Origin of the sequence: Marinactinospora rubrisoli, assembly GCF_042664915.1 — a bacterium.
GTDB classification, from domain to species: domain Bacteria; phylum Actinomycetota; class Actinomycetes; order Streptosporangiales; family Streptosporangiaceae; genus Marinitenerispora; species Marinitenerispora rubrisoli.
The window spans coordinates 20,218-33,226 of sequence record NZ_JBHTBH010000021.1; the positions used below are offsets into that span (position 1 = coordinate 20,218).

Annotated in this window: 15 protein-coding genes; 5 read left to right on the forward strand and 10 right to left on the reverse strand. The window is 72.0% G+C overall.

Translation table 11 applies throughout. The features are described from left to right. Positions 1 to 29: 29 nt before the first annotated feature. The 8 genes from ACFQRF_RS27110 to ACFQRF_RS27145 are packed head-to-tail and all read right to left on the reverse strand — an operon-like array spanning position 30 to position 8,668. On the reverse strand, positions 30 to 518 hold the full coding sequence (locus tag ACFQRF_RS27110; protein WP_379874252.1) for a DUF4913 domain-containing protein: 489 nt from the start codon (positions 516 to 518) through the stop codon (positions 30 to 32). Further along, on the reverse strand, positions 515 to 2,296 hold the full coding sequence (locus ACFQRF_RS27115) for a TraM recognition domain-containing protein (RefSeq protein ID WP_379874253.1): 1,782 nt from the start codon (positions 2,294 to 2,296) through the stop codon (positions 515 to 517). Before ACFQRF_RS27115 ends, ACFQRF_RS27110 begins: the two co-directional genes overlap by 4 nt. Then, positions 2,293 to 3,774: an ATP-binding protein gene (locus tag ACFQRF_RS27120; RefSeq protein ID WP_379874255.1), complete on the reverse strand. Its 1,482-nt coding sequence runs from the start codon at positions 3,772 to 3,774 to the stop codon at positions 2,293 to 2,295. The genes ACFQRF_RS27115 and ACFQRF_RS27120 overlap by 4 nt, the downstream gene beginning before the upstream one ends. Before the next feature lie 34 nt (positions 3,775 to 3,808). Then, positions 3,809 to 5,266, reverse strand: coding sequence for an SCO6880 family protein (locus ACFQRF_RS27125; protein ID WP_379874256.1), 1,458 nt, complete (start codon positions 5,264 to 5,266; stop codon positions 3,809 to 3,811). Further along, positions 5,263 to 7,119, reverse strand: a complete 1,857-nt coding sequence (locus tag ACFQRF_RS27130) for a TrbL/VirB6 family protein (RefSeq protein ID WP_379874258.1) — start codon at positions 7,117 to 7,119, stop codon at positions 5,263 to 5,265. Before ACFQRF_RS27130 ends, ACFQRF_RS27125 begins: the two co-directional genes overlap by 4 nt. After that, on the reverse strand, positions 7,116 to 7,868 hold the full coding sequence (locus ACFQRF_RS27135) for a hypothetical protein (RefSeq protein WP_379874259.1): 753 nt from the start codon (positions 7,866 to 7,868) through the stop codon (positions 7,116 to 7,118). The genes ACFQRF_RS27130 and ACFQRF_RS27135 overlap by 4 nt, the downstream gene beginning before the upstream one ends. An 18-nt stretch (positions 7,869 to 7,886) precedes the next feature. Next, a complete protein-coding gene (locus ACFQRF_RS27140) occupies positions 7,887 to 8,201 on the reverse strand; it encodes a hypothetical protein (protein ID WP_379874261.1) in 315 nt (104 codons plus the stop codon). Then, entirely contained in the window at positions 8,198 to 8,668 is a 471-nt protein-coding gene (locus ACFQRF_RS27145; RefSeq protein ID WP_379874262.1) for a hypothetical protein, read from the reverse strand. Before ACFQRF_RS27145 ends, ACFQRF_RS27140 begins: the two co-directional genes overlap by 4 nt. A 300-nt stretch (positions 8,669 to 8,968) precedes the next feature. On the opposite strand from ACFQRF_RS27145, the gene ACFQRF_RS27150 reads away from it, so the two are divergent. Beyond that, positions 8,969 to 10,120 carry a C40 family peptidase gene (locus ACFQRF_RS27150; protein WP_379874264.1) on the forward strand — a complete coding sequence of 384 codons (1,152 nt, stop codon included), beginning with the start codon at positions 8,969 to 8,971 and terminating at the stop codon, positions 10,118 to 10,120. 6 nt (positions 10,121 to 10,126) lie between these two features. Here ACFQRF_RS27150 and ACFQRF_RS27155 read toward each other — a convergent pair whose 3' ends face one another. Both ACFQRF_RS27155 and ACFQRF_RS27160 read right to left on the reverse strand, forming a co-directional pair. Beyond that, on the reverse strand, positions 10,127 to 10,381 hold the full coding sequence (locus tag ACFQRF_RS27155; protein WP_379874265.1) for a hypothetical protein: 255 nt from the start codon (positions 10,379 to 10,381) through the stop codon (positions 10,127 to 10,129). After that, on the reverse strand, positions 10,378 to 10,578 hold the full coding sequence (locus ACFQRF_RS27160) for a hypothetical protein (RefSeq protein ID WP_379874267.1): 201 nt from the start codon (positions 10,576 to 10,578) through the stop codon (positions 10,378 to 10,380). The genes ACFQRF_RS27155 and ACFQRF_RS27160 overlap by 4 nt, the downstream gene beginning before the upstream one ends. A 256-nt stretch (positions 10,579 to 10,834) precedes the next feature. On the opposite strand from ACFQRF_RS27160, the gene ACFQRF_RS27165 reads away from it, so the two are divergent. The 4 genes from ACFQRF_RS27165 to ACFQRF_RS27180 all read left to right on the forward strand — a co-directional run bounded on the left by ACFQRF_RS27165 (position 10,835) and on the right by ACFQRF_RS27180 (position 12,845). Continuing rightward, on the forward strand, positions 10,835 to 11,542 hold the full coding sequence (locus tag ACFQRF_RS27165; protein ID WP_379874268.1) for a hypothetical protein: 708 nt from the start codon (positions 10,835 to 10,837) through the stop codon (positions 11,540 to 11,542). A 69-nt stretch (positions 11,543 to 11,611) separates the two neighbouring features. Next, positions 11,612 to 11,926: a hypothetical protein gene (locus ACFQRF_RS27170; RefSeq protein ID WP_379874270.1), complete on the forward strand. Its 315-nt coding sequence runs from the start codon at positions 11,612 to 11,614 to the stop codon at positions 11,924 to 11,926. Further along, a complete protein-coding gene (locus ACFQRF_RS27175; RefSeq protein WP_379874271.1) occupies positions 11,923 to 12,213 on the forward strand; it encodes a hypothetical protein in 291 nt (96 codons plus the stop codon). Before ACFQRF_RS27170 ends, ACFQRF_RS27175 begins: the two co-directional genes overlap by 4 nt. A 122-nt stretch (positions 12,214 to 12,335) precedes the next feature. Then, positions 12,336 to 12,845: a hypothetical protein gene (locus tag ACFQRF_RS27180; protein WP_379874273.1), complete on the forward strand. Its 510-nt coding sequence runs from the start codon at positions 12,336 to 12,338 to the stop codon at positions 12,843 to 12,845. The last annotated feature ends 164 nt before the right edge of the window (positions 12,846 to 13,009 follow it).

Consider the following 13,009-nt stretch of genomic DNA (forward strand, 5'->3'; position numbering starts at 1 on the left):
GGCGCGGCGAGGCGAACGTCGTCGCGTGCTCACTTCCAGGTCTGCGGCTGCGCGGAGATCGGGAGTCTGTGCTCGTTGCGGCTGGTCCCGCGCATGCAGGAGGCGAACGGCCCGGTCGGTGAGCGCAAATACTCCATGTGGGGCCGCAGGTGGGCGTTGAACCAGGTCGAGGGGCCGGCGGAGCCGGACCGTTCGGTGTCGATCAGCTCCTGCCAGGCCAGCCACAGCGCGAACAGCACCGATACCGCGTCGCGGTGCGCGCGCCACTGCTGGCACCACGGCCGCGCCTGCGAGGGGTCGTAGACGAAGTTGGGCACCAGGAAGCCGTCCACCCACATCGCCAGCCGGTTGACCTCCTCCTCATAACTCGACCGGTCGAAGTTGGGGGCGTCAATGTGCGGTGCAGGTTTCTCCTCTTCTTGAGGTTTGTCGCCCTTGGCGGGTTCGGCCCGCGGCGTGGGGGTGGGGCCAACGAGGCTGCTGGCGTCGTCGGGGACGTCGAACTCCTCGTCGCTCATGTCCGGCTCCGCTTCTGTGCGCGCTGCACGATCTCGGCTTCCACTTCGGCTTGCTGTGCGGCGATGGCCGCGGCGTTCGAGCCCTTCCACCAGGGCCGCAGCCGCAGCAGCGCCGGGCGCATCGACGTGGCGAACAGCAACGCGGTCCCCTTTTCGATCTCGCGGACGTCGGCGGCGTCCATGATCCGCTCCCGCTGCCGGGACCGGGTCACGCTGCGTCCGCCGGTGCTGTAGGTGGAGGAGTCCCGGTTGACGAACTGCAGTCCGACCAAGTGGGAGATCTGGTCGGCGAATCCGTGGTCGTCCAGTCCGGGGCCGAGCAGCTTGATCGTGGCGTTGGACCACAGCGTGTCGGCGCCGTCCCTGCCCCAGGTGATCACCGACTGCTTGTAGGACTGCAGCACGGTGACCGGGACGATCCCGCGCGAGCCCAGATGGCTGTAGAGCAGGGGCAGATCCTCGATCTTGCAGACGTTGGCGGCCTCGTCCAGGACCGCCACCATCGGCGGGTCCAGCCGGCCGCCAAGGCTGGCCTCGGCGGCGGTGATCCCGGCGCGCATGCACGCATCGGTAAGGGCGGCGATGACGCCGGCCGCTGACCCACCGCCGTCCTTGGAAAGCAGATAGAGGGTGTCGGTGGAGACCGCGAACTCGTGCGGGTCGAACTCGGCCGGGCCGGTGTCGATGAAGGGGTCGTCGCCGGGGGTGACCCAGGCGAGCACGGCCGGGTCCAGCAGGCAGGTCACGGCCTGGCGGGCGTGCTCGAAGATGCCGTCGCGGGTCTCCGGCGCCCCGGCGACGGTGCCTTCGAGGCTCTCGGCGAGGCTGCGCAGACCGCGGCCGCGCAGGATCTCCACCGGGGTTTTGTCGGTGGGGTAGGACAGCCAGTCGAGCACGTCGACCAAGCTGCGGTCGTCGTCCAGAGCGGCGGCGTGCAGCAGGATCCGCAGTGTGGACCGTCCGGCCTTGGACCAGAAGTCGTCGCGGTGCCCGCTGGAGGAGGCGCCGTTGATCAGGTGCATGGCCAGACGGTCGGCGCCCTCGATGGTGCGGGCGGCAGCCAGCATGTCCCACCACATGCGCTGGGGCGCGTGCGTGATTCCCTGGGGGTCGAACAGCCAGACGGTGCCCTTGGCTGCGCGGGCGCGCATGGTCAGCGCGTAGATGTCGGACTTGTTGGAGGTGACCACGGCCGGTCCTGGAGCCTCCAGGGTGATCGGGGCAGCGAGCGAGGAGGTCTTCCCGGAGCGGGGCCCCATGAAGACCAGTGCGACGTCCTCCCACGAGGCGCGCAGCAGCGGACCGGACGGGTCGAGATCGCCCAGGGCGATCCCCACGTCGCCCGGCTCGATCTTGGCCGGCTTGATGTCGGCAAGGGAGCGGCGCAGCCGCTTCGCCTTCGCGGTGGCCGCGTGAGGGGCGAGGTCGGCGACATCGTCGCGGCGCGCCAGCCCGCCGGAGGAGGCCCACCACCGCGACGTCATCACGGCCAGCGCGGTCACGGCGGCGATGAGCACCAGACCCACGGCGATGACGCCGCCGGTCACCCACGCCGGATCAGCGCCCGGCCACACCTCGCGGCCGCGCATCGCCCGGATCAGCGTGGCGATGCTGAACGGCGGCGGGTTCCAGCCCGCCCCGCTCAGGAACGCGCCGAGGGTGCCGCCGAGCCACAGCACCATGAGCAGCAGCACCGCTGCGGCGACCGCGCCCAGAACCCACAGCGGCGTGAGGTCGACCGCGGTGCCACCGCCGCCGTGGCGATCGCGCCGGGTCATACGCCCACCGCCCGCGGGTGTGAGCCCGAGCGGATCGCGTGGTCGGTGTCGTACAGCTGCAGCTCCGCCGGGGTGAGCCGCAGCTGGACCGGCACGCCGACACGATTGCCCAGCTTGATCAGGTACTTGCCGCGGCCCGGGTGGATCGATGCGCCATCGGCGCCGGTCGTGGCGGGTGAGGCCCAGGAGGACACCATGTGCCGTTCGCCGTCGGTGAGCGGCCGCCGCTCACTGACCAGGTCGAGTTCGTTGTGCGGACTGGCAGCGAGGATAAGAGTGTCGGCGCGTTCCATGAAACCGGCCGCCTTGGCGCGGTCTTCGGGGGTGGGCAGCGCCTCCAGGTCCCGCAGCGAGTGCGTCACCATCATGGAGATCTCCCCCTTGGACCGGTTGAGGCGGGTGATCGTATCCAGGCTCGACACCATGCCGGGGCCGGCGCGCAGCACCTGCCACAGCTCATCCAGCGGCAGGATGAGCGGCCGGTCGGCGGCGCCGACCGCGCGGGCGGTGTCCACCGCGGAGTAGGAGTAGGACCAGGTCGCCAGCAGCCCCGCGGCCACCACAGACTCGTCGGCGGTGCGCAGATGCTGAGCCAGGTCGATGGAGATCGCGGGCGCGTCCAGGTCGATCGGGGTCGTCGTCGGCCCGTCGAACAGGCCGCTCAGTGGGCCGTCGCAGAGGTTCTCCAGCGCCGCGACCAGCGGCCGGGTCAGCTCCACATAGCGGGCGTCATCGGCCACCATGAGCCTGCCGAGCAGCTCCTTGGGAGGGTCGCGCAGGACCCGGATCACGTCCGGGATCACCGGGTCGCCGACCGTCCCCTCATCGGCGATGCGGATCGCCGACGAGAGCGCGGTGGACAACTCCTCGGGCAGCCGGTCGCCCGGCGCGCGCCCGATCGCCAGCAGCGCGTGCAGGAACCCGGCGCGGCGGCCGTTGACCTCGGCGCGCACCCGGTCCCGCTCGCCCGGCGGCAGCGTCGAGAGCCGCCGGCCGAGCGGACCGGAGTCCAGCGGGTTGATGCGGTCCAGGCCGCGGCCGACCCGCACCACCTGCCCGCCCATCTTCCGGACCAGGTCGGAGTACTCGCCCTTGACGTCGCCGGGGCACAGCATCTGCCACCCCAGCCCGACGTGCCACAGGCACAGGCGTTTCACGATCGCCGATTTCCCGGCGCCGGGCTGGCCCTGGATCCACACACCCGGATTACTGGTGAGGCGGCCGACCCACCCGGCCGGATCCACGCACTGCAACTCACCGGTGAGCAGGTCCGGGCCGATCGGCACCCCCTCCGGCGGCAGCCCGCCCGGCTGGATCCACGGATACAGGCCGGCGACCTGGTTGGTGGTGCCGATGTGGATGTGCCCGGTTTCGACGTGGCCGGCCCGGCCGGCCGCCGGCTGGCCCCAGCCGCGGCGGGGGGCGACCACCCGCGGATTCAGCCGCGGCCCGGCGGAGGTGCCGGAGTTCTTCGTCATGGTCTTCTCTCAGGTCAGGGCTTCGTTTGCGGCTTCAGATGTCGGCGGGGTAGATACCGGCGACGCCGAGCGCGGTCTGCCACGCGGCGGCCTGCCCGCCCCGGCACAACCTCAACTTGAGCCGGGACTGCGCGGCGGCCTGCTCGACCTCGCGGCGCGCTTCGGGGAGCTGGTCGAGGCGGTCCACGGTCACGGTCACGAAGATCGAGAACTCCACCAGCCCCGCACCCTGTGCCTCTTCGGCGGCGGCGCGATGCGCGCGGTCGGCGTCGGCGCGGTCGCGGGCGGAGGGGTCGCGGCCGGTGCGCTGCCGGTACACCTCACGCGCCGCCGCGGAGTTCGCCTCACGCTCCAGGAGCCGTCCCGCCTCATCGCGGGAGAGCGTGCGGTAGAGAAGGTGGACCCGGCGCCGGTAGCGGCCCGGCGAACACAGGGGAGACAGCACCTCATGGGAGACGTGCTGGCGCGGCGCCTCCAGCAGACACCACGACATCGAGTACACGCCTTCGTGGGCGTAGTAGTCCAGGTGCTCCTCAGCCGCCACCGGACCGGCGTCCGCCCACGTCAGCGCGTCCCACGTGGCGGGGACCTCGGTGTCCTCCAGGGTGTGCGGGTCATAGGCCGACCGGACGATGCGGACCAGGTCGGTCGCGGTGGTGGGGCGCAGCACGTCCACGCCGGCCGCCGTCAGCGCCAGCCCGCCCAGGCTCCGCAGCGTCTCGGCCACGCCCTCATCCAGCCGCCGCACCGTGGTCACCCCACGGGAGGGATCCACGGTGAGCGTCAGCCGGGCGTAGACGCGCGTGGTGGCCTCCGGCGCGTCCTCGATCACCTGATCCATGACGTCGCGGACCAGGTCCGGGGCGCCGGGGTCGCGCCGCGTCTCGGTGTGCTCGGCCAGCTCGTGCCCCGAGGTCGGCATCAGCTCGATCGTCACCCCGGCGTGCTGGATCGCGGTGTCGTCGGCCAGACCGGCGAGCACCTGTCCCCACGAGGCGACCTGATACTGCACCGTGGCGGTGTCGGCGAGCAGCACCCCGGTCGGCGAGAGCAGGTAGGTGGCCGACAGGCGGCCGGAGCGCTGGTGCCAGACCAGCCCGACCGGCCCCCGGCCCGGCACGTCGGTCTCGATCAGCTGCGTGGAGGCCATCGGGCCGGGCAGGTCGTAGCGGCGCGGGTAGGGCGCCCACATGTGCCCCCGGTACACGGTCTGCCCCATCAGCTTTGACGTCTCGAAGCGCGCCCGGGCCAGAAGAAGGTCGAGGACCCATACCCCGTCCCGGGTCGTCACCGCCGCCGCCGCGACGACCGCCGCGACGGGGCCGAGCCAGAGCAGCACGCCCGGCCCCGACGCCCAAACGGCCGCGATCGGGATGACGATGGCCAGCACCAGGACCAGCGTCTGGCGGCCGTCCAGGGAGCCGAGGCCGAGGGAGCGGGCGCGGCGCCACCCGCCGTACAGCCGCTGCTGCACCTGCTGCTGCGCGGTCACGGCGTCCACCCCCCATCACGGCGGTCCTGGTCGAAACGGTCCTGTCGCGGGTTCTGCTGGCGCTCGCGGATCGGGTGCGGCACCGGCGGAGGCGGCGCCGCCTGGTCACGCGGCGGCGCAGGGTGCGCCCCCGGCGGGGGAGGCGGCGGAGCCGGCGGTGGCGGGGTGTGGACGTCGCGCAGCCGAATCCCACCCGGCACCACCGGCGCCGTCGTCCCATCGGCCGGGACCGCGCCGGGACGGCCGGGCGGATGCTCACCCGCCCCTGCCCGCTCACCGGCCGCGGCACCCGACGCACCGTCCTTCGCAGCAGTGGCCGCGGTGCCGTCCAGCGCCCGCTCACCGCCCGTGGCCGCTTTCGCCGCCCCGTCCGCTGCCCGCTCGGCCACCTTCGTGGCCAGCAGGCCCACACCGGCCGGGCCGGTCGCGGCCGCGGCCCCGGCCGCAGCGCGCTCGGCCTCCCGGGCCGCCTGGTGCTTCGCGCGCTCGTCAGCCAGGCGCTGCACGGTCTGGGAGGTGGTGTGCGCGACCTGCTGCGTCACGAAGACGCTGTTCATGGCCGACCCGAGGGAGGCGCCCCGCTCCACCCCCGCCGTCATCAGCGGGGAGAACGCCTTCATCAGCACACCGGGCGCGATCACCCCCAGGGACAGCGTCATGATGCCGCGGATGAAATCCAGGTCACTGGTCGGCAGCATCGCCTGCGAGAAGCCCACCGCCATGATCAGGGCGACCATGGGCTTGTAGCAGATGATGGTGAGCGCCAGCCCCAGCAGGCCGGGCAGCCACTTTCGGGTCGCCGTTCCACCGATCTGGCCGGCCGCCACGATCGGGATGAGCAGCGCGATCAGCGGCAGCGCCGCCTCACGCACGAACAGCAGCACCGCCTGGACCAGCATCATGACCAGGCCGACGATCCCGAACACCAGGACCGCGCCCGTGGCCTGGAGGGTGTCGAACTCGAACGCGGCCGTGGCGCAGGCGAGCATCTGCCGCTCGGCCGAGCCCTCCGGCGCCGCTTCCGCGACGTCCTCAGCGACGCTTTCCGGCGCCTCGCACAGATCCTCGCGCTCGGTCTCGGCGTACGCGATGTCGATGATGTCGACCGTAAGGTGCTCGGAGGCGGTGACGAGCCCTCCGAGCACGGCGACGCCGCACGCGGTGACCGCCGCGCACATCAGCAGTCCGCGCACGGTGGTGGCCAGCACCTCCAGGCGGCGCTGCATCATCATCCGCATGGCCTGCCAGAGCAGGAACAACACGGCGAACAGCCCCCCGAGCCACAGCATGTTCGGGTAGAACACCTGCGCGGCGGAGGTCGCCAGGTCCGGGGCCACGTCGTCCAGAAGCCAGCGCGTCAACGTCCAGAACATCGCGGAGACCAGGCCGGTCACGATGGACTCCGCCAGGTTGTCCGCGGCGCTGCTGGCCACCGTCCCGACGGGGTCGCTCATCCAGTCCGGCGGACCGGGGAGGTTGATTGATCCGCTCACTCCGCCGCTGGACTCCCAGCACTCCCGCGCGTAATCCCCAATCGAGCCTCTGCACATCGATCGCTCTTCGACGTCGAAGCACAGGTTGCTGCCGTTGTTGGGCGGTACCCCGTCCTCGGCCCATGGCAGGTCGGCGCCCTCAGGGTGGTTACGCAGGAACTCGCTGACGAACTCGCGTTCTTCCTCGGTCGTCTCCTGGAAGTCCTTGCAGTAGTAGCTCGGACTCTCTGAATCGGGCTGGCCGAACCCCCGATCCCGAAGGTTCTCGGTCCATGGGTCGAAATCGGCCCAGGCCGGCGAGGCCACGGCCACGACAGCGACCAGGACGGCAGCGAGCAGCGTGGTCAGGCGGCGGATCACGAGCCGTCCCCCCCAAGGGGAATCCACTCGCTGTCCGCGAAATCATCCGTCCCGGGCTCAACGATCTCCGGGATCTCGATCTGCGCCCAATCTGGGCTCATGACCCAGTCGCCCCCGCGGATCGACTCATCCCAGACCGCTCGCACCCGCCACGTGGTGGTCTGTGTCCCTCTGCGAGAGATCCCGTCGTAGAACTCCAGATTGATCAGCAGCGCCACGTCGACCGTGTCGGCGTCGATCGGCTCGTAGACCGCGGCCACGGGCAGCCCCGACAGCGACGCCTGGCGGGGCAGCGCCTCCAGGTCGGTGTCGGTGTCGAACGCGGCACGCAGCTCGCTCTCGATCTGGTCGGGCATGGACGCGTCCAACCCCTCCCGGGACACACCAAGGCCCTCAGAGAAATAGGTCAGGCGCGTCTGCGCCTTGACCTGCGGGTCCAGGCTGATGTCGTGGGTGATGTAGGCGGCGGCCATCGCCACCGCCCCCTCGGGCGAGCGGTCGAAGTTCACGGGCCAGCGGCCGTCGAGCTGGTCGCCGGCCGTAGGGAGCCGCAGTGCTCCGTCGGGGCCGATCGGGGTCGACGGGGAACTGGACGCGGACGAGGTCGGATCGGCGGCTGGAGTATCGCTGCCGGACCTGGTAGCGATCACGATCGTCACGATCAGCGCCACGACCAGGACCACGACGAGCGCGATCAGCCCGATCATCGTCCGGCGGGTGCGGGCGGCGATTTCGCTGGGGGTCGACATGGGGGGATCCTCTGCTGATCAGCCGGTCAGGATGCCGGAGATGATGCTGCCCGCCATGACGACCACGCACAGCCCGCCGATGACCCAGAGCATGCCGGTGGCGCCGTCGACCGCCATGGCGCCGCGGTTGCGGCGGCCGACCATCATCATGACGCCGCAGATGATCAGGCCGAAGAAGCCGGCGAGGCCGGCGACCCACCGTGCCCAGCCGATCCAGTCGGTGGCGAACCCTTCCAGGCCGGGGGGTGCCTGGGGTTCGGAGTTCCAGTCGGGGTAGCCGCTCGCCAGGGTGAGGGCGTCGATGGTGAACAGCGTCAGGTCGGGGGCGTTCAACGGGGGTTCCTCGTCTTGGTCATGGCGTTGATGTGGGTGCGGATGATGTCGCCGCGCAGCCGCCGGACGTGGCGGTGCGCCCGGCTCGGCCGGCCGCGCGGGGTGGTCAGGCAGTCCTGTGGGTCGTCGACGGCGCGCAGGGCGAGCAGGTAGGGCAGGTGCAGCACGGCCGCGACCCGCTCGCGCACGGCATGGATCCGGTGCTGCACGATCGGCGGGGCCGGTAGCGGCGCGTCCGCGACGACCAGGAGCACCGGCCGCTGCACCTCCGGATGCCAGCCGGTGACCATCCGGGCCGCCTCGCGCACGGCGTGCGCGGTGGACAGCGCGACGACGACCGGCAGGACGCCCGGCGGAATCGGCTCGCCCGGCGAATGGACGGATGGCTGAATTTCGGCGCACTCCAGAAGTCGCCGGGCCACGTGCGTGGCGTGCAGGCACTCCGGGTGCGGAGCGATCAAGGTCACGTCGACCGATTGCGTCTCGGGCCGTGCCCGAAATTCCCCGTTGGCCACATTCGGCCAAACAGGGTGCTCAGTGGATATTTTCCGCGCCTCGCCGGCGTGTTCCGCATGCCGGTGGTTCCGCGTCACAACAGCCAATTCTCCCTCCCCTGCACCAGTTGCAGACACAAAAAGTTCTGCATTTCGGCGCTCCCATACGAATGTTGCATGATACGTCCGACGTGATCAATGTGAATGAGCGCTGCCGCCCCTCAGAAAGGCCCGCATGACCCGCCACCCCCACCCGCCGATGCGGAGAGCCGCGTGTTACGGCTGATCAAGATCTTGTTCAGCAGCATCCTCGGTATGGCGCTGGGTGTGACGGTGCTGGTGACCACGCTGCTGGGCTCCAGTTCGGCATCCGGCGTTCCCGCCCAGGTCGAGGGGATCCCGGACGTGCTGCTGGACGCTTACGACCGCGCCGCAGCCAGCACCGAGCAGGTTCGGCCAGGGTGTACGGGGATGCGCTGGAGCATCCTGGCCGGGATCGGCAAGGTGGAGTCCAATCACCTCGCCGACCTCGGCTCCGACATCGAACCGAACGGTGACATCGATCCGCCGCTGTACGGGCCGACGCTCAACGGTGACGGGTTCGCCGCGATCCCTGACACCGACAACGGCGAGCTGGACGGAGACGCCACTTGGGACCGCGCGGTCGGCCCAATGCAGTTCATCCCCTCCTCATGGGAGACCTACGGCCAGGACGGCAACGGCGACGGCGTCAAGGACCCGCAGAACGTCTATGACGCGACGCTGGCGACCGCGGCGCACCTGTGCGGCGAGGGACCTCGTGACTTCTCGGACCGTGAGCAGGTCCGCGAGGCCGTGCACGCCTACAACCCCGGCGGCGGATCGTCGCCGGATGACAATCAGTACGTCGCCGACGTCATGCAGGCCGTCGACGGCTACGACGCGCTGCAGGCGACGCCGGCCGACTACGACGGGTCGGCGCACCCGGCCGCGGCGGTGGCGATCTCGTGGGCGCGCCAGCAGGTCGGCACGCCTTACGTCTGGGGCGGCACGTGCACGGATCCGCAGATGTCCCCCGCGTCGACCAACTGCGACTGCAGCTCACTCGCGCAGATCGCGTACCGGCAGGCCGGCATCTCGCTGCAGCGGACGACGACCACGCAATGGTACGGCCAGTCCGGCGAGATGCTGCAGATCCCGGCCCTGTCGCACGGCCAGCTCACCAACGCCGACCTTGCGAGGCTGCAGCCGGGCGACCTGCTGTACTTCGACACCAGCGCCCCCGGCGGGTTGCCCTCCCATATGGGGATCTACCTGGGCGGCACGCAGATGATCCACGCCCCGAACTCGCGGGAGACGGTCAAGATCGTGGACATCATGACGGAGAAGGGCGGCTACTACGCGGGCGTGTACCGGGGCGCGATGCGGCCGTGGGAACCCGCGTGACCGCCGTCAGCCGTTGGCGCGCACGGTCAGCGCGTCCACGCGTAGCACGTCGTCGTAGACGGCTACCGACACGGTCAGGTCGAAACGCTCGACACGCCAGACGTGCGGGATGCCGTCGGGGTCGGGCAGGGCGAGCAGGGCCGGATCCTCTTCGGCCGCGATCTCCATGACGTAGCCGAACGCGCGGTCGCGGGTCCGGGGCGGCAGGAGGGCGGCCTGGTCCAGGAAGTGATCGCTGAAGACGACGCGGCGGTGCTTCACCGCGCGGCGGCGCGGTCGGCGAGGTACCGCTTCATGACGTCGTTCGCGCAGTCCAGGAACTCCTCATAGGTGTCCCAGTCTGCCGGCTCGATGCTGTAGCCCTCGATCGGCTCGCCGCGCTCGACCCTAGCCGCATGCTCGGCGATGTAGGCGCGGTCTTCCTCGGTCAACTCCGGGTGGTGCTGGGGCGCGGGCATCCCACCTCCTCATCGGTACTGCCCCCAGGGTAGGGCCTGACGCCCCGATCGGGCAGCTCCTCACCGCCGCTGCCCGTCTCGCGCCGCAGCGTTCCCGAGCCGTAGCCTGGGTGGGCGAGGAGGTCGCCATGGAGCCCCAGCAGCCAGAGCAGCCCGACGCCGTCCCCTTCGGCACCCGCCTGCAGCGCATCCGCGAGTCGCGCGGCATGACCCGCGACGTGCTGGCCGGGCTGGCGCTCTGGTCGAGGCGTACACCGTGGCCGAGCACTGGCTGTCCTGGATCGGGGGGCGGCACATCATGACCGTGATCGCCGATCGGGCGATGCGCGCGGCCGAGGACGCCGACGACCCGCACATGATCGCGCTGGCGACGTGGGGGTGGGGCAACACCTGGCGCTACATCGACCGCGACCACGTGGTGTCCACCATCGAGAGCGCGGCGCGGCCCCTGCGCCGGGCGATGGACGCCGGCACCGCCGATGAGGAGGCCGCGGCGATGTGGGGAAGCCTGCAGTTGCACCAGGCCGTCACGCACGCCCAGGCCGGCCGGGAGGCCGACGCGCTGCGGCATCTGGACCGCGCGGCCGAGGTCGCTCCCCGGCTACCGGCCGGCTGGCAGCACCCCGTCACCGTTTTCGCGCCCTACAACGTGCAGATTCACGGGGTGAGCGTGTCCGCCGAGCTGTCCAAGGGCAGCCGGACCGCTGTGGACATCGACCCCGACACCGTGCCCGGACCGTACCGCCGCTCGCGGCTGTGGCTGGACGCGGCCCGCGCGTGGTGGGCGGCCGGGGACCAGCTCGGCGCGGTCACCGCACTGGACCGCGCCATGACCACCAGCTCGGAGAGCATGCGGCACACGCCACCCGCGCGAACCCTCGCCGGCGAGCTGGTCGACAGCGGCGGCGCGATGATCGCGCCGCAGGCCCGCCGCATCGCCACCGACCTCGGAGTGCTGGTCTAGGGGGCACGATTCGTGTCCTTGGCACGGCGCGGACCCTGCGAGCTGGCACTCTGCACGTAGCGTCACGGCATGGCTACCGCACACGCCATGCCTGGTCCGGGCCGGGCAGGTCGACTCCGCCCCTACATTCCCGCCTCCCGGCTGGCCGAGGCCGGCCCGGACCGGATCCCTGAGTACGTCCAGTTCGCGGCGGTGTCGTGCCGCCACCGCGACTGGGAGATCACCTACCGCAGCGGCACGGCGGCGCCCTACCGCGCCCGGCACCGCGACGGCGCGGTCACGGCCGAGAGCGACGACGTCGAACTGCTGGAGGCCGCCCTGGCGGCCTACCGGCCGCCGGCCAGCGCGCGGGTACGCATCAGCCGCGCCGAGGGGGCCCGGTGAGCCCCCCGACCGTGGCCGTCATCAACGGCCGGGACCTGGACGAGCCCGGCGCGCTGGCGGTGACCGCCGTCCGGGCCCCGGACGGCCGGCTGGTGGTGGAGGTCCGCTTCGGAGCGGCCGCGGTGGTCCGGCTCCCCCTTGGGGAGCGCGAGTCCGGTGATGTCGCCCGGCGCATCACGGCCGCGGGCGAGCGGGCCCTGGACCTGCTGAGCTACCCGGACAAGGCCGCCGCGGTGGCCGCGTGTCACGCCGCCGACCCAAGCGGCGGGGCGCCCCCGCCGGCCTGACCGACTCCCGCCGCGCCGATGTTTCTGACCTGGGGGCACGGCGCGGCGGGGCCACGCCCCGGGGGCTCGCGTCGGCGTGGCGTCGGCCGCGGGCCGCCCTCCGGGGGGGGCATCCTGGCCGGGTGCCGATCGAACACCCGCAGCTGAGCGTGGAGCAGGTGATGGCGGCGCTGGCCGCGCTCGGCGCCGCGCCGGTCGCCGACCCCGACCTGCGCCCCACCGGCCCCACCCAGGACGACGCGCCCGAGCTGCTGGGCGCGCTGCTGGCGGCCGTGGAGCTGGAGGCGGCAGCGCGGCTGCACTTCGGCGCCGCCCAGCCCGCCGGGCTGGCCGCCCTCACCCGCGGGTGGCGGCAGCAGCTCGGCGGCGGGCGGGTGACCGGCGAGGTGCTGCTGCATCGCCTGCAGCGCACCGCGGCGGACTGGGAGGACACGACCGGCGGCCCGGACAAACCCGCGATCGCCCAGGCCGCCACCGCCGCGCTGCTGGCCGCCCAGATCCTGCTGGCCACCGCCAACTTCGCCGAGCAGCCGGAGACCTTCGCCCGCGCCCTGGACGAGGCCGAAGGCGGCATCGCCGCGGCGCTGACAGCGCTGTACGAGACCCGGCTCCTCGCCCGCGGCCAGGAATAGCCCGCCAGACGGGCCCCGCACCGCACCGCGCGATACGGGGTGGGTGGTTGGGGTTAGGGCGGTGCCTCCGGCGGGGGCCTCGGCAGCCGGGATGGCCGGGGATGGTCTGGGGGGTGGCGGGTGGTCTGTGGCGGGCGTGGGGGCTGTGCCATCCCGCCGCTGTC